At 36.1% G+C, this 16,506-nt stretch carries 14 protein-coding genes; 11 read left to right on the forward strand and 3 right to left on the reverse strand.

Going from position 1 to position 16,506, the window contains the following annotated elements; genetic code table 11:
* Positions 1-27: 27 nt before the first annotated feature.
* Positions 28-912 carry an aldo/keto reductase gene (locus LA20249_RS07320; protein ID WP_057737140.1) on the forward strand — a complete coding sequence of 295 codons (885 nt, stop codon included), beginning with the start codon at positions 28-30 and terminating at the stop codon, positions 910-912.
* 73 nt (positions 913-985) lie between these two features.
* On the opposite strand, the gene LA20249_RS07325 is transcribed toward LA20249_RS07320, so the two are convergent.
* The 3 genes from LA20249_RS07325 to LA20249_RS07335 all read right to left on the reverse strand — a co-directional run bounded on the left by LA20249_RS07325 (position 986) and on the right by LA20249_RS07335 (position 4,084).
* Positions 986-1,780 carry an FAD:protein FMN transferase gene (locus tag LA20249_RS07325; RefSeq protein ID WP_057737142.1) on the reverse strand — a complete coding sequence of 265 codons (795 nt, stop codon included), beginning with the start codon at positions 1,778-1,780 and terminating at the stop codon, positions 986-988.
* A 125-nt stretch (positions 1,781-1,905) separates the two neighbouring features.
* The gene (locus tag LA20249_RS07330; protein WP_057737144.1) at positions 1,906-2,685 is read right to left on the reverse strand and encodes a hypothetical protein; all 780 of its coding nucleotides are present in this window, start codon (positions 2,683-2,685) and stop codon (positions 1,906-1,908) included.
* 109 nt (positions 2,686-2,794) lie between these two features.
* Positions 2,795-4,084 carry a nucleobase:cation symporter-2 family protein gene (locus tag LA20249_RS07335; protein ID WP_057737146.1) on the reverse strand — a complete coding sequence of 430 codons (1,290 nt, stop codon included), beginning with the start codon at positions 4,082-4,084 and terminating at the stop codon, positions 2,795-2,797.
* 128 nt (positions 4,085-4,212) lie between these two features.
* Between LA20249_RS07335 and LA20249_RS07340 the strand changes: the two genes are divergently transcribed.
* The 10 genes from LA20249_RS07340 (at position 4,213) to LA20249_RS07385 (ending at position 16,475) form a co-directional block, all read left to right on the forward strand.
* Positions 4,213-5,649 (forward strand): C69 family dipeptidase, encoded by a 1,437-nt coding sequence (locus tag LA20249_RS07340; RefSeq protein ID WP_057737148.1) that lies wholly within the window; start codon positions 4,213-4,215, stop codon positions 5,647-5,649.
* Between the two features lie 76 nt (positions 5,650-5,725).
* A complete protein-coding gene (gene greA, locus LA20249_RS07345) occupies positions 5,726-6,199 on the forward strand; it encodes a transcription elongation factor GreA (RefSeq protein ID WP_057737150.1) in 474 nt (157 codons plus the stop codon).
* Between the two features lie 211 nt (positions 6,200-6,410).
* Entirely contained in the window at positions 6,411-7,328 is a 918-nt protein-coding gene (locus tag LA20249_RS07350) for a DMT family transporter (RefSeq protein WP_057737152.1), read from the forward strand.
* 93 nt (positions 7,329-7,421) lie between these two features.
* Positions 7,422-8,426 (forward strand): D-2-hydroxyacid dehydrogenase, encoded by a 1,005-nt coding sequence (locus LA20249_RS07355; protein WP_057737154.1) that lies wholly within the window; start codon positions 7,422-7,424, stop codon positions 8,424-8,426.
* Positions 8,427-8,751: 325 nt separating this feature from the next.
* The gene (locus LA20249_RS07360; RefSeq protein WP_057737162.1) at positions 8,752-9,354 is read left to right on the forward strand and encodes a hypothetical protein; all 603 of its coding nucleotides are present in this window, start codon (positions 8,752-8,754) and stop codon (positions 9,352-9,354) included.
* A gap of 1 nt (position 9,355) precedes the next feature.
* Positions 9,356-11,254 carry a hypothetical protein gene (locus tag LA20249_RS07365; protein ID WP_057737164.1) on the forward strand — a complete coding sequence of 633 codons (1,899 nt, stop codon included), beginning with the start codon at positions 9,356-9,358 and terminating at the stop codon, positions 11,252-11,254.
* 724 nt (positions 11,255-11,978) lie between these two features.
* Positions 11,979-13,106, forward strand: coding sequence for a 5-methyltetrahydropteroyltriglutamate--homocysteine S-methyltransferase (locus LA20249_RS07370; protein ID WP_057737166.1), 1,128 nt, complete (start codon positions 11,979-11,981; stop codon positions 13,104-13,106).
* Positions 13,107-13,341: 235 nt separating this feature from the next.
* Complete coding sequence (locus LA20249_RS07375) at positions 13,342-13,725, forward strand: YxeA family protein (RefSeq protein ID WP_057737168.1); 384 nt, start codon at positions 13,342-13,344, stop codon at positions 13,723-13,725.
* An 80-nt stretch (positions 13,726-13,805) separates the two neighbouring features.
* On the forward strand, positions 13,806-15,176 hold the full coding sequence (locus LA20249_RS07380; protein ID WP_057737170.1) for an MDR family MFS transporter: 1,371 nt from the start codon (positions 13,806-13,808) through the stop codon (positions 15,174-15,176).
* 168 nt (positions 15,177-15,344) lie between these two features.
* Entirely contained in the window at positions 15,345-16,475 is a 1,131-nt protein-coding gene (locus LA20249_RS07385; RefSeq protein ID WP_057737172.1) for a GGDEF domain-containing protein, read from the forward strand.
* Positions 16,476-16,506 lie beyond the last annotated feature (31 nt).

Below are 16,506 nucleotides of genomic sequence, written 5' to 3' on the forward strand. Positions count from 1 at the left end.
AAAATTATAGTTATAGGAGGACTTAAAATGAATTTAAAATTAGATTCTACTGTAACTTTAAATAATGGTGTTAACATGCCCCAATTAGGTATGGGTGTTTGGAAAGTAAACAATACAGGTGCTTCCCAAGCAGTCCAATGGGCATTGAAACATGGATATAAAGCTATTGATACTGCAAAACAATATGGTAACGAAACCGGAGTTGGTGAAGGATTACAAAAAGGCTTTGCAGATAATGGTCTCAAACGTGAAGATATTTTCTTAACAACAAAAATCTTTAATGGTGATCAGGGCTATCAATCAACACTCGACAACTTTGAGGGTCAATTAAAGAGACTACAAACAGACTATGTAGATCTACTCCTGATTCACTGGCCAGTTAATGGAAAATACTTAGACACATGGCGTGCCGTAGAAAAAATTTATCGTGATGGCAAAGCTCGTGCTATTGGTGTTTCCAATTTCAATATTGAAAGATTAAAAGATATTCTAAAAAATAGTTCTATCAAACCCGCTGTTAACCAAATGGAATACAATCCACTTTGCCAAGAAGTAGATATCAAGAACTTCTGTGACGAAAATAATATCTACCTTGAAGCTTGGTCACCACTTGGTGGCGGTACAGTGCTCGGCGATAGTAGATTGAAGAAAATTGCTGCTAAATACAACAAGTCAGTTGCACAAGTTATCCTTCGTTGGGACTTACAAAATGGAGTTATCACAATTCCTAAGTCAGTACACGAAGAACGAATCGTACAAAATTCAGATGTCTACGACTTTGAATTAAGCGATGCCGACATGAAAGAAATTGACGGTTTCGATACTGACAAGAGAAGTCTCTGGTATGGTGACTTCTTCTGGAGCGGTAACCCTGATGGGTATAAAGACTCTGTTGAAGAGTGGGACGACTAATTATTGATCGTCGTTTTTCAAAAAAAGAGCCTCAGAAATCATAATGATTTCTGAGGCTCTTTTGTGTGGTGTCTTAAGCTTTGACTTGTGCATTTTCAACAATATTTCCTAAATTGAAGTTAACTGTCTGTTCACTTTTATCGAGAAAAATTCCAGTCAAATTATAGTGAGCGACAAATGATGAGAATTCCTCCTTATCCGACAGCGTCGCAACTAATGACCAAACGGATGCTTCAACTAGACTGCCACGGATAACAGTCGATTGTTTAATATCGCTTTTAATTCTTCTCAGATCATACCCGGTCAAATTCGTGGTCGACGTAGCGATTGCTCCATTCTTTAGATAATATGTGGTCAGAATCTGTTCATCCTCTGCTGACGGTATAACAATTTCCCAACTAAAACTAGAATCTTGTCTAGTCGCAAATTTCATACTACTACCAGTACCTAGATAGACTCCGACTATTTCGGGATTTTTCAATAATGGTTTAAGATTTTCATTAAAGACTTGTTCGATTGCCCAACTTTTAACTACGACGGAAGGGTCAAATTTTCCTGCAAAATAAGGTTTATAGATACCATTGGTCATTTGTTCAGAAAGGATAGCGGCGTTATAGATTCTTTTAAAGTCATTGGATGACGTCAGTGGCGTCTTATCGCCTCGTTGAAATTTTGAAACCATTGAATCATAACGAAAACTAGAGAATTGTAGATCAATTTCTTTTAATCGTTCATTGATACGATCAGTTGTCACCTTCAATAATTCCATAACTGTAGCATTTCTAGTTAGTGTAGCAAGTTTAATTAAAAAATTCAGATTCATTTGATTAATTGTTTTAATATTTAAATAATACTTTTCATTCTTCATTAGTGTACCTCGATCTTTCTCATTTCTTAATACACCTAAAAGTATACGGAGCGAATTTGAATTATTTATGACTAATTTTAGATTTTTATAGCAAAAAAATAAGACGTATAACGGCGTTATGTGTCTTATTTCTTAATCGCTATTTTATTAGAAATACCGTCTCTAAAATTTATTAAGCCAAAATCTTTATCAATTAACATCCCAGTTAAATGGTACTTAGTTACAAATGTTGGAAACTTATTAGTTCCAGCTGAAAAACCTGCAGCTGACCAAATACTGGCATCCAAAGCATTGCTATTAACAACTGTCACTTGCTGGACGCCACTCTTTTCATTTCTCAAACTTCTAATATCTTTAGTCGTCGAAATGGCACCGTTTTGGAGAAAATAGGTTGCTATTAAAGCATCTAGATCCTTTGGATCTTTAATTTCTATGCGCCACCTGAAGTCAATATCAGGTCGGCTGGCCAAACGAACCGCTTCGCCACATCTCAACGAGATACCATCAACTCCATCTACTTGGAGCATTTCCAAAAGATTTCTATTAAAAATTTGATCAATCATCCAACCGTTTAATAAACTGATTGGATCGTACTTACCATTAAAGTAAGAACTAAAGTAATGCTGCGTCATCTGCTCAGCCGTGATAGTTTGTTCATATACTTCACGAAAAATCTTTGAGCTAACTAAAGGACTCTCGTCTCCTGATTGAAATCTGGATAACAAAGAATCCTTATTCTCCAGTGAAAACAGTTCATCATATTCCGCAATTCTTTGTGAAATTTCGTTAATTTTTTCATCAACTATATCTTGGTTAATTGAAACGTCTTTTTTAACTGCTAACTTTACTTCAAATGGAACATCGAACTTATTAATTACGACACTTGGATATTTATATTCGGGCATATTAAAATCACTCCTTGCATAACATAAAAAGGTACATATGCTTATCTAATTTACCGATAAGTATACGTACCAAATGTGATGAAAATATGACTAAAGTTTGTGAAAAAAGTTAATGTTTCTTGTTAGGATTTAACAAGATATTCAAGATGATCGCAGAAAAACTTCCTACAACTAAACCATTATTCAAAATTGTTTGAATAGTTGATGGCAAAAAATGAAGCAGAGTTGGTTGAACAGTCACACCAAGACCCAAACTGATTGAAACAGCCATGATCATAATATTGTTATTGTTCATCTCAACCTTTGAAAGCATCTTGATACCTTCAATACCAACCGTACCAAACATAATCAACATAGCTCCACCTAAAACGGCATTAGGAATCAATTCGGCGACGGCACCAACTTTCGGAATCAAACCGAGAATTATCAGTAAGAAGGCCGAGAAATAAACCGGTTTGTTCTTCTTAATACCTGACAATTGCACAACCGCAACATTTTGAGAAAAAGTAGAATAAGGGAATGTATTAAATATTCCCCCTAGAATAGCTGCTAATCCTTCAGAAGCGTAGCCTCGTTGTAAATCGTTCTCATCCAAATCACGCTTGGTTAATTCAGCTAAAGCGTAATAAACGCCAGTAGATTCAATCATACATGTTAATGCCGCTAGGAGCATCACTACAATAGATGACCACTCAAACTTTGGCGTGGCAAAGTAAAATGGTTGGGGAATTTGGAACCAATGAGCTGAACCAACACTTGCAAAACCAATTTGGCCCATTCCAATTCCTAACAAGTACCCGGCAACGATTCCAATAAGAACTGCAATCTGTTGAATAAAGCCTCTTCCCCAGATACTGACGACCACGATAATCAAAGCTGTGGCAAAACCTAAAATCAAATTAGTAGAATTACCAAAATTCTTAGCAGTAGCATCGCCACCACCAATATTTTGAAACGCTACGGGAATTAAAGTAAATCCAATCAAAGTAATTAAAGAACCAGTAACAACTGGTGGGAAAAATCTCTTTAACTTAGCAAAAACTTTGGAAATTAGCATGATAAAAATACCAGCAACGATAATTGCACCATACATATAAGCTATTCCAAAATGATGTCCAATATTTTGTAACGGCGTTACATACTCCACTGCTGAGCCCAAAACAACCGGCAAGCCGATCCCAGTCAGTGGTGTTCGCTTAATTTGCAGTAATGTGGCCACCCCACACATAAATATATCAACTGAAATTAAGTAAGTCATTTCTTTAGCACTGAAGCCCAAAGACGCACCGATCAAAATCGGTATCAAAATATCTCCTGAGTACATGGCTAATAAATGTTGAAATCCTAATAGCAAATTCTTTAAAAAAGAATCGCCCTTATCATTCGTATCAAGATCCATTATTGCCCCTCCTATGTTTAGAAAATTATAGCATTTTTTCTGAAAGTTATTAAAGACCAAGTTTCAATAAAATGAACTTCATCTATGATAAAATGAAGTCAGTATAAAATAGGAGGAATTTCTAAGAGATGAATAAAAATCATTTAGATGACGCTTGTACGACTATTTTGGTTGGTAAAAACGCCAGTATAGACGGATCAACAATGATCGCCAGAAACGACGATACATTTTTTGCTGTTGCACCTCACAGCTTCGTATTAAACAAGGCAGTTAAGGGCGAAAAAGGTCGTAAAGTTACATCATGGCTAAACGGCTTCGAATCAGAAGTACCCGAAAACGGCTACAAATGGCCTGCAGTTCCTAATGTGGACTACAAGAAGTTTGGTTATTACGATGAAAGTGGAATCAACGGCAAGAATGTCGCTATGTCTGCTACCGAAAGTACTTATGGTAACGAACGCGCTTTAGCTTTTGATCCATTAGTAAAAGATGGTATGGACGAAGATGTTATCGTTCGAATGGTTCTTCCTTACGTTGATTCAGCTAAAGGTGCTGTAAAACGTACTGGCGAGCTTATTAAGAAATTCGGTTCTCCAGCTGGTAACTCAGTTCTATTCAGCGATAAAGATGACGTTTGGTACATGGAAATCGTTACTGGTCATCACTGGGTAGCTCAAAGAATTCCTGATGACAGTTATGCTGTTTGTGCTAACCGTGTTTCAATCCAACAAGTTGACTTCAATGACCCTAAACAATTCATGTGGTCAGATGGTATCGAAGACTTCGTTGAAAAGAATCATTTAAACACAGACAAAACTGGTTGGAACTTTAGACATATCTTTGGTACTGACAATCTTAAAGACCGTCACTACAACACACCACGTGTTTGGTTCGGTCAAAAATTCTTCAACCCAGAAATTGAACAAGATCCCGAAGATGGTGAACTACCATTCATCATGAAGACAGACCACAAGATCACAGTTGATGATATCGAATATGTTCTTGGCTCACATTACAACGAAACACCTTACGATCCATATAGCCCATATGCTTCAGATGATGACAAACATCGTTACCGTCCAATTGGTTTGAACAGAACTCAAAACTCACATGTTCTTCAAATCAGAAATGACGTTCCTGAAGAATTCTCTGCTATCATGTGGTTATGTATCGGTTTCCCAACATTTTCACCATACATTCCTTTCTATACAAACATGAACGAAACAGATCCTTCATATAACGACGTTTCATTGAAGTTTGATTTCAAAGATGCATATTGGATGTATAACGCCCTTTCTGTCTTAGTTGAATCAAATTATTCTGAATTTATTCAAGATGATATTGATTACTTAACAGATATTCGTCAACAATTACGTGCTTCAGTTGCTGAAACTGACAAGTTAGCCGCTAATTATTCTGGCGACGAATTGGTTGAATTCTTAACTGATAGAAACCAAAAAGTTGTTAAAGATATGCGTGATAAAACTCATAAATTCTTTGGCGAACTTTATACTAAAGGTATCAACCTTTCAAAGCTTACATTCAACATGGATGCAAACTTATAAAATTAATTTTTTGAGGCATCCTCACAGGGTGCCTTTTTTAATTTGATTTCAAATTTAATACATCGAGGTCTTATTCATGGAACCGACTTTTAATAAAATGACACCAGCTGGTTATCACGCCATCGAACAAGAGATTAAACATCTCAAAGAAATCCGGCCAAATAAAATTAAGATTTTAGCTGCTGCAGCAGCACTTGGTGATCGTTCCGAAAATACCGAATACTCAACGGCTAAACGTGATCTTGGTCACTTGGAAGGCCGTTTGAGATTTTTATATAAGCAATTACAATATGCCGACGTTGTTGTACCAGCTAATAACGATAAATTAGACATTGGTAAGTTCGTAACTATTGAGTTCATGGACGATCATGATCAAGCTACTTATCAATTGGTGGGTCGACAAGAAGCCAATTTAGATCAAAACAAGATATCTTTTGCTTCGCCAATTGGCAAGGCTTTAAGCAATCACAAAGTCAACGACGTTGTTACTGTTGAAGCTCCGGATGGCTTTTATGATGTCAAAATTATTAAGATTGAGTTGCGTGATTAGCGATTCGGAGTTTATTTGACACAAATTTTTTATAAATTCTTTGTCATAATTATTTAAATGAGGTCTATACCTATTCCAAGGAATGCTTAAATACTGCTGGCTAAATTGCATACCTTTTATATCGAATATCATGATATAAAAAAAACAATAGTCAAAACCAAATAAGCACGGGTATAATAAAGTATTGGTTTTTTCAGGAGGATACATTTTCATGGATGAAAGTAAAAAATTAACCAAAAAGACACTTGATCGTGGTTTTTGGTTGGCATTTTGTGCGTCTGCCTTGTGGGGAATTTCAGGTACTGTTTTACAAGTTGTTGCTAAGAACCTTGATATCCCCGCAATGTGGTTCATTGCAACTAGAACAACCGTCGCTGGTGTGATTCTATTAGTTGTTGGTCTTATTGTTTTACCAAGTAAAGATTTCTTTGCTGTTTTCAAGAATAAAAAAGATCTCTTAACTCTACTTTGTTTTTCAATTTTTGGTTTGTTAGCCAACATGTTTACCTTTTTTCACGCGATTAAAACTGGTAATTCATCGACTGCTACGATTTTGCAATACCTATCACCACTATTCATTATGATTGGTGCTATTATTTTTACGAAAAAGAAGACTTCTCGAATTGATGTAATTTCCTTTGCATTGGCATTAGTCGGTGTCGTGTTGATGATAACTCGTGGCGATATCGGTCATCTATCAATCCCATTTATTTCTGTACTCTGGGGAATTGGTAGTGGTATTACAGCCGCTCTTTATATCACAATTCCACAAAAATTAATCTCAAAATATCACGGGATTTTAATAACTGGTTGGGGAATGCTTCTAGCTGGTATAATTTCCAATTTCTTTAGCCCAATTTGGGTCAATCCACCCAAGATGACAACTACTAGTATTTTAGGCATTGGAACGGTTATCTTAATCGGTACCGTTTTAGCCTTTTTGATCATGGTTATCAGTACTAAATATACGACTGCAGCTATTGTCAGCATTACCGATGCAGTTCAACCATTTACGACTTTGGTTTTAAGCATAATTTTCCTACACTATTCGGTTAATCTCCCAGAAATTATTGGTGCTGTAATAGTTGTCTTAGCAATTTATGTTTTGAATCGTTATGATACCAACTAAGCAAAATTCACCCTCTGACTTTTTAGTTAGGGGGTATTTTTTTTGGTATAACTTTGTTTTAATGGAGGTGTGATTACTAAGGAGGATTTTTCAATGAAAATATTTGCGTACGGAATTCGTAAAGATGAAGAACCATCTTTAAAAAAGTGGGAACAAGCTAATCCCAATATCGAAGTGGGCTTTACTAAATACACTCTAACTGCCGATTCAGCTAGATTGGCTGAGGGCGCAAGTGGTGTCGTCACACTTCAAACATCGCCTTATACAAGAGAAGCTTTGACAGTCCTCAATAAGTTAGGAATTAAGTTTATTTCAATTCGTAATGTCGGCTTTGACAACTTCAATTTCAAGGATCTCAATGATCTTGGCTTCACTTTGACAAATGTACCCGTCTATTCACCAAACGCTATTGCTGAACACACAGTCCTTTTAATGGGAAGATTGCTTCGCCGTGTCCCTGAGTTTGATGAGAAATTCGACAATGGCGATTTTACCTGGGCTCCAACAATTGGGAAAGAATATCGTGAACAAACGGTCGGGGTCATTGGTACAGGTCACATTGGACGTGTTGTCATCAAAATTCTCCAAGGCTTTGGTGCTAAAGTAGTCGCCTATGACGTTTATCACAATGAAGACATTGAAAAACAAGGATTATATGTTGATTCTCTTGAAGAATTGTACAAACAATCCAGTATCGTGACACTTCATGTGCCATTATTTAATTCCAATAAATATATGATTGATGATCAAGCTATCTCTCAAATGAAGGATGGAGTCTATCTCATCAACTGCGCCCGTGGTGAATTAGTCGACACTGATGCCCTTATTAAAGGCTTAGACAGTGGCAAAATTGCTGGCGCTGGTTTGGATGTCTTGGATGACGAGAACTCTGTCTTTGGCAAAGTTTGGAGCAGCATTAATAATATTCCTAATGAAAAAATTAAGAATCTAGCTAAAAGAACTAATGTTATCATCACGCCACACAGTGCCTTTTATACTGAAACAGCCATTCACAATATGATTACCACTTCTTTTGATTCTAATAAGGCTCTTATTGAAGGTTTGAAACCTAGCAATATTATCGATACTACTAAGTAGTTCTTTAATTATTACAATTAAGCGTTATAACGATTAAAGAATTGATACGTGTACAATATTATCAAAATATTTCACCATTTCTATAATTATTTAATTAATGCACATAAAAGTTGATAAATCAGCTTTTATGTGCATTTTTATTATTTATTTAAAACTAAATAAATTTATTATTATTTATAAATTCTCCTTCTCATCTCTCTGTAAGCGTTTGCCAAATATGTAACGGCGTGTCGTCTTTTGACTCTATTGAATTAGTCTTTTAATGACTTAATATGAAAGTGAAAGCACAAGTATGTATTAATGATTTTGGAGGGGAAATGATTATATGGGTAAGTACATAAATCCTTTCAATTTGATTTTATCGTTTATTATTACTTTTCTATTAATTGGTTTTCTATATCTTTATAACGTCTCAATCAACGTTTTAGCTATCTCTGACGACGACCAAAACGCCATCGACAATGCTCCTAATGGCTTGAACGTCAATAAGCACTTTACTATTCAAACTCCACAAGCACTTGGTGACAACAACCCTTTCGACAAAAACTACGCTTCTACACAAAAAGATGGAACGGTCTTATCACTTGCCAGTGGTAAGGGCTCCTATGGTGCAGCTTGGTCTAATGTCGACGGTGGTAATTACATAAATATCAACAAGGACCAAACTATCTCGGCTTGGCTCTATTTTGGGTCGGATAATTCTGATCAAGGTTTGAATTCACAAGGAATGGCTCTAGTTTTACAAAATGATTCTCGTGGCGCTAAAGCAATCGGTGCCGGTTATCAAGGCTTAGGCGTTTACGGATACGATAAAGCCACAACTGATTTTTATGCTACAGAATATAATCCACAAAACTTTGGAACCGATTATATCGCCAAAACTGCCGTACAAAACCGATTATATCGCCAAAACTGCCGTACAAAATAGTATGGCTTTGGAATTCGATACTCAAAAAAATGACGTTACTTCTGATAAAGATGAAACGCCAATTCAAGTGAAATTTAATCCCGGAAATTTGCTTTATAAAGGAACATACTTTTACACATTAAATGGATACGACACGACGGATACTTCTGGTAGTTTACCTATTCCAGCAAATTATCCAGTCAACTCCAGATTTGGCGCAGGAGGTAACTTTGGTCATATTGCTTTAACCTATCCTGGACTAGCTACTAGTTATGCTCTAACCCCTTTAGGGAGCAATAATCTGAACAATTCAGCTTGGAAAGGATTTCAAAAAGCTGATACCTTGATACATTCGTCCGCCAAAGGAGCTCAACTACTAGACGCAACAGCTCCGGATGGCTCAAATATCTACTGGCACCATATTACTTTTACATGGAAACATGCTCAAGATGGTCAACCAGCACAGATTCAATATGCTTTTAATGACAAATATTTAAACGGAACTACTAATAACAATACTAGTGGAGGTTATCCTCTCGTAACAGATAAGATTAATGTAGATCCATCTATCTTTGGCACCATCAAAGATAACAAATTGCGTTGGGGCTTTACTGGTGCTAATGGGACAAGTTCTGATGTACACAGTAAGTTAGCCGTCCTCGAATCTATTCCCGCATTTTTGAATGCTAATGTTTCCAGTACTTTAACTGACAATACTTCGGGCAAAGTCATCACTGATAAAACAACAGACAACACTGTCGCTCACGGAGATGACCTAACTCTAAACTATCGTCTCCTCTATGATTCAGAAGATAGTCGGACAAACTGGGACAATATTGCTGCCGAGATTAAATTACCAGAAAATATTGATTACACAGCTGATGATTCCGGTAATATTGCCACGATCAATTACAAAAATGACACTACTGGAGATAATATGACCGAATATATCCAGTCCGATAAGATGACCGACAAAGAGTTGAAATTCGTTCTAGGTCAAGCACTTGGCAAATATGACAGTGCCATCTACACCAGTGCTAATATCTCCATCAATGGTAAAGCCGACAATACAACCGACCACGACATTACCGTCCCCGCCAGTCCAGCAACATTTTCAGATAATAGCCAAATTTCATCAACAAGTACGCCTAAATTTACCGTTACTTATTTGAAAGATTGGCTCTTATCCATGAAAAAACCCGATCCGATTGATATCATCTATCACGAGGATTCCGAAGAATTAAATTTGCCGACCCAACTCAGTTATGACAAAAATCATAATTTCAAGAATGACGATCCTATCCGTTATGACGTTACAATCGGTAACAAAAAATATACCACTAGCACCCAAGCAAACTCTGAGACAACAGTGGCTAACGGGATAATTCCATTGAAAAGTATCGTTGGTGTTGACTTTTGGAATATTTTCAAAGAGAACACCACCCAAAAAGTCCAGGTGACTGCTATTGATAAAGATGGCATTACTTCCAATACTGTTACCTATACCATTAACGTACTGAAGGGACAAATATTAGAAGTTCAAGCCTCCCCGACACTCGATTTTCAAGATGTAAACTATCTAGCTACCGCTAAATATTTGAAACGTAAAGGTAAATATAGTTTGAGCATAATTAGTCAAAGAAATCCTTGGAAACTCAGCGTCTCAGCTTCAGAACTCAAAAAGAACAGTGTTCCTTTCAACGGAATCCTAGTTTACAAAAAAGCAGACGGAACAATTTATAATCTCAGCTCCGACGACGTACCTGTAGCCGAAAATGATATCCCAAACGATGAATTGACTACTACAATTGTTTCCAACGAATGGACCAAAGACACTGGTCCACTACTTCATCCCAATGGCATCAGTACCCCGGGAACATACAGTGGATCATTAACTTGGACAGTTAAAAATAGCGTTTAAAACTATTGATGAGATCCCTCATAAATAAATTTGACATTGGAAAAACTAAGGTGTAATTTATTCATCAATCAAACAATTAAAATTTATTTAATTTAATTAGGTGTTGAAGAGAAGAGTAAACTTAATGATTAATTTGGATAGTGACCATCGGACAGTGAAAAGATGGAACGAAAATTAAGTTGAAGATGAACTTGGAGCCTTACTGAGGTAAAAGCCAAAAGTACGCAAGGATGCGATATCATCCCGGACATGTAAGTGTCGTTGAGGTATTTTGTGTAAGCAAGATATGAATTAGGGTGGTACCACGGTAATCGTCCCTACAATGCAGAGAAACTCTGTGATTGTAGGGACGATTATTTTTTTACACTCTCTTTTTTTGTAGCGAAGCTACAAAAATTAGAGAGTGTTATGGGGACGTCATTGACGTCCGTTTTCCTTTATTCCTTTTTTTGTAGCGAAGCTACAAAAATTAGAAAGTGTTATGGGGACGTCATTAACGTCCGTTTTCCCTTATTCCCCCTTTTTTGTAGCGAAGCTACAAAAAACTAGAGAGTGTTATGGGAACGCATAGCGTCCGTTTTCCTTTACTCCCCCTTTTTTGTAGCGAAGCTACAAAAATTAGAGAGTGTTATGGGAACACCCAGCCTTTCCTTTTACAAATGACTTCACCACATATCTTCAACAAACTAATTAAAATAAATAAACCCACGGAGGCTTTAAAATTATGACAGTAAAAACAGCAAATAAAATTGGATTCCAACACGTTGGCAGTTTTCTTAGACCTGACGTTTTAAAACAAGCTCGTAAGGACTATTTCAGTAACCAAATCACACAATCTGAACTCACAACTATTGAAAATGAAGCTATCAAGGATCTCGTCAATAAAGAGGTTGCCGTAGGTCTCGATTATGCAACAGATGGCGAATTTAGGCGGTCTTATTGGCACTTAGATTTCTTCTGGGGATTTGATGGTATCGACCATATTCATTACGGAGAAGGCTACCATTTTGCTCACGAAGAAACTCGTGACGATACGGCTATTCTTTCGGGTAAAATCAAATTTAATCCTAAGTCACATCCTTTTATCAAAGATTTTGAATTTCTCAAATCACTGACCGATGACTTAGAGATTGAGCCTAAGCAAACTATTCCTGCTCCATCTCAACTTTACATAGAATTGATTAGAGGCACCAACGATGACAAGATAAAAGAATTTTATCCCAATATCGATGATTTATACCTCGACATTGAAAAAGCTTACCACGACGCTCTATTAGCCTTTTATGACAAGGGTGCACGTGTTATTCAATTGGATGATTGTTCATGGGGATTGTTTCTTGACGATAAATTTTTAAATACCCCTGACGGTAAAGAATACGCTAATTCTGGTATTCAAGGGACGCTTTTAAATCTAAATAACAAGGCTATTGAAAACTTACCTGAAGATTTAATCATTAATACTCACATCTGTCGTGGTAATTATCACTCTGACTTTGCCTTTTCTGGAGGCTACGGCCCTGTCAGTGACACCTTATTTGCCAAGGAGAACGTCGACACATATTTCCTAGAATATGACTCTAAACGTGCTGGTAATTTTGAACCACTAAGTAAAGTCTCTGGGGATAAAAAAGTTGTCCTAGGTCTTTTGACTACTAAATCAGGTGAATTGGAAGATCGACAAGCGGTTATTAGTCGCATCAAGGAAGCTAGCCAATATTTGCCCCTGGATAGATTGTGGTTATCGACTCAATGTGGCTTCGCTTCTACTGAGGAGGGAAATGTTCTTACTGAACAACAGGAATGGGCTAAATTGAAATTAGTTAAATCTATTCAAGATGAAGTTTGGGGATAACATTGTTGATAGCGCTTTCAAACAAGACTATAATATAAGTAGTAAATAAGGTTTATATAGTTGGGGGTGCTAATTATGATGAAACTTTTAGCAGCATTATTCAACAAGATTGTAGACTATACACTTAATTTTGATTGGTGGTAAACCGGCTTACAAATCTGTAAGAATAATGTAAGTAAATCAAATGTAAAAAAAGTACACAAGCCTTTAGTATATTTCTCAGGAGGTATTTCAAATGAGAAGTTTTCTAAGGCTTTTTCTTTTAGCAATATTTATTTTAGGGGTTGGTTATTTAGGTGCTTGTGCTTATAACAAAGACAATACCAGCGAAAGTGCTCAGGCTCTCAACAAATACAATATCTTGGTCAAACGTGAAGCTAGATATGTCAAAATCGACAATTCTAATGCCAAAGATAAAGATGGCTACGGCAACTATACTTATGATCTTAAAGGTTATGACAAAGATGGACATTCCCACCCTACTTCATTCATGGGTATGGGCAAGTTGAAACAAGACCATTATTTAAAATTAGACACTAAGGGTACTTACGTTTATTCCTATAAAGAAGTTTTCAAAAAAGACATTCCCAGTGACGTCTATACTAAATTGAATCTCTAATTGGAAATTCAATTTGACCACAACATCTTTGATAACTAAAATGAATTAGTTACTACTTTTTTGTTAGGGGTCATTAAACAATGTCAAAACAGATTAAAAAATCACTTTACATCATGGTTTTCGGAACCTTCTTTGGTGTTTTGTGCTCGACTCTCATGAACACTGCTTTACCAGTTTTCATGAGAGTTTTTCAAGTCAATTCTTCCACGGTTCAGTGGTTGACTAACGGCTATACTTTAGTAAACGCTATTATGATTCCTACAAGTGCCTATTTCATCAAAAAATTCTCTTTTAGACATCTATTCATTGCCTTTTCTTCAATTTTTCTTGTCGGAACATTTTTAGGCGCCATTGCTAATTCATTTACCCTCGTTATTATTGGACGAATGATTCAAGCTATCGGAACAGGGATGATGATGCCACTAGTCAACGTTTTAGCCATGCAATATACCGATAGAAGCAAACAGGGTGCGGTTATGGGAATCATAGGTTTAGCCTTTAACTTCTCACCTATCATTGGACCAACACTATCTGGAGTCATTTTGGAATATTTCACTTGGCAATATCTTTTCATTCTCATACTGCCATTTATTATCGTCGTGGTTTTACTATCCATTTTCTTTCTACCACAAATTGAGACTAATGATAATCCGAAATTCGATACCATTAGCTTAATTACAATCAGTTTAGGATTATTACTTTTACTAACTGGCTTCTCAAATATCGGTCAATCCAATCTCTTCACATTTAACGTACTAGGATATGCGGCCATTGGATTAATTTTAATTATTATCTTTTCTATTATGGAAAATAAATCATCTAAGCCTGTTATTAATTTCGAAATTTTCAAACATCATCAATTTACCTTTGCAACAGTTATCAATATGTTGATTGTCCTTACCATGTATGGCAACACGATCTTACTGCCACTGATGATCCAAACAATTTTACACAAAAGCCCTTTAATTTCTGGACTAGCCTTATTACCAGGGGCAGTCCTTACTGGCTTCATGTCACCAGTTAGCGGTCGTCTATTCGATAAATATCCGATTAAACGAATCGTAGTGACTGGTGTCTTAATTGATTGTTTCGGTACGTTTTTACAAGCAGTCATTGACGTCAATGCTTCCGTTTTAATGTTAACGGTTGGACAAACGGTTCGCCAATTAGGATTAGTTTTGATTCTAATTCCTATTCAAACTCAGGCTCTAAGCTCTTTGCCAAAGAAATATATCTCTGATGGTGTTGCAACATTCAACACGCTTAGACAAATTGCGGCATCTTTTGGTACTGCTATTATTATTGCGGTTATTACGATGGCAGATAAAATTATGACGGGAAGTACTGTTAACCAATCCACTGGGATTCAAGCTGGTTTTCTCGCCTGCCTAGGGTTTTTGATTATTGCTTTAATCATGACTTTCAAATTAAGACGTCCAGATTTTGAATAACAAGTTCAAATCTAAAAGGACCCATCAATCACAGCTTTATCAACGATTGATAGGTCCTTTTGATTTATCAATAATAACCAATCTGACTAATTGTTTATTATTTCTTTCATATAAATTGATTTATAATTATTTAGTAAACTAAATTGTCGTGAATCCGGGGGAAACATTTTGCTAAGTAAATTATTTCTAGACATTGCGCCGCTAACTGTAAGTCTCTTCTTCATTATGGGAGCTTTTGTCGTTTTCCAAATTATTTTTTCAGGTATAAGGAAAATTCTTCAAAGTAAAAATATCAATATCGATGAATATGCCCTGCGTTCTGTCCTAGGTATAATCTATATTTTAGTTTTGTTATTTATCATGCAAAGCTCCATCAGAAATGCCAACGAATCGTGGATCTACATCAACTTTCAAATTGTCTCCGTCATCTTCTATACAGTTATCTTAAGCGTTCACTTCCAATATCATATCTTTGGACCAATCATCTTGGCATTCATGCTTTTCAATTCGGCTATTTACAGTTGGCAATCCTGGTGTTTAGCGATAATTTTAATCATTTTTTATTATTCATTGAATTATATCAAGACCCATACGAAAGAAAAATTTCCCTTTTTTCATTATATGTTGCTTAGCATCATTTTAGGTAGCGCTTATTGGTATTTCACCGCCTTAAAATTTTCCATCAGTAACGATATTTTGATTAAAGAAATTATCTATTTAATTATTATGGAATTATTCACTTTTGGATACATCGCCATTCTTTATACCGATATTGAATCTAGAACTGCCCTCTTTAAGGAAGCCACTCATGATAAATTAACTGAAACTTACAATTACGATGCCTTCGATATTGATTTTCGTTCACTCTTTAAAAATACTGCCGTCACTAATGTTAAATCTACCATGATGATGTTTGATATCGATCACTTCAAGAATATTAATGACACTTATGGTCATCTTACTGGCGATAAAGTTCTACGAAGTGTTGTCAAGATCGTCCAAAATATCATTCAAAACACTGATCCAAATATCAAACTATATCGGACTGGTGGCGAAGAGTTTAACATCATCTTCCCAAACTACAGTGTCCAAAGCACCCAAGAGATTGTTGAGCAAATATTTCAGGCAGTCAATCATTCTAGGATTCCTATTGATGGTCATCTGATCAATGTTACGATTTCCGTTGGCGTTTCTGAAATCAACGAAAGTGACGTCTCAGTCAATGATTTCTATTCCCGAGTTGATCGAGCGTTGTATCATTCCAAACGTAATGGGCGCAAAGAAATAACAGTTATTTAAGTACAAAAAAAGAGCTCATGGACGAAGAATC

The organism is Companilactobacillus alimentarius DSM 20249, from assembly GCF_002849895.1.
GTDB lineage: Bacteria > Bacillota > Bacilli > Lactobacillales > Lactobacillaceae > Companilactobacillus > Companilactobacillus alimentarius.

Coding starts and splice junctions, on each gene's coding strand:
- LA20249_RS07325 (WP_057737142.1), bottom strand. CDS start 1,780: ATGAAGAATGAAAAGTATTATTTAAATATTAAAACAATTAATCAAATG.
- LA20249_RS07375 (WP_057737168.1), top strand. CDS start 13,342: ATGAGAAGTTTTCTAAGGCTTTTTCTTTTAGCAATATTTATTTTAGGG.
- LA20249_RS07365 (WP_057737164.1), top strand. CDS start 9,356: ATGGCTTTGGAATTCGATACTCAAAAAAATGACGTTACTTCTGATAAA.
- LA20249_RS07320 (WP_057737140.1), top strand. CDS start 28: ATGAATTTAAAATTAGATTCTACTGTAACTTTAAATAATGGTGTTAAC.
- LA20249_RS07360 (WP_057737162.1), top strand. CDS start 8,752: ATGGGTAAGTACATAAATCCTTTCAATTTGATTTTATCGTTTATTATT.
- LA20249_RS07335 (WP_057737146.1), bottom strand. CDS start 4,084: ATGGATCTTGATACGAATGATAAGGGCGATTCTTTTTTAAAGAATTTG.
- LA20249_RS07380 (WP_057737170.1), top strand. CDS start 13,806: ATGTCAAAACAGATTAAAAAATCACTTTACATCATGGTTTTCGGAACC.
- greA (WP_057737150.1), top strand. CDS start 5,726: ATGGAACCGACTTTTAATAAAATGACACCAGCTGGTTATCACGCCATC.
- LA20249_RS07330 (WP_057737144.1), bottom strand. CDS start 2,685: ATGCCCGAATATAAATATCCAAGTGTCGTAATTAATAAGTTCGATGTT.
- LA20249_RS07350 (WP_057737152.1), top strand. CDS start 6,411: ATGGATGAAAGTAAAAAATTAACCAAAAAGACACTTGATCGTGGTTTT.
- LA20249_RS07370 (WP_057737166.1), top strand. CDS start 11,979: ATGACAGTAAAAACAGCAAATAAAATTGGATTCCAACACGTTGGCAGT.
- LA20249_RS07355 (WP_057737154.1), top strand. CDS start 7,422: ATGAAAATATTTGCGTACGGAATTCGTAAAGATGAAGAACCATCTTTA.
- LA20249_RS07340 (WP_057737148.1), top strand. CDS start 4,213: ATGAATAAAAATCATTTAGATGACGCTTGTACGACTATTTTGGTTGGT.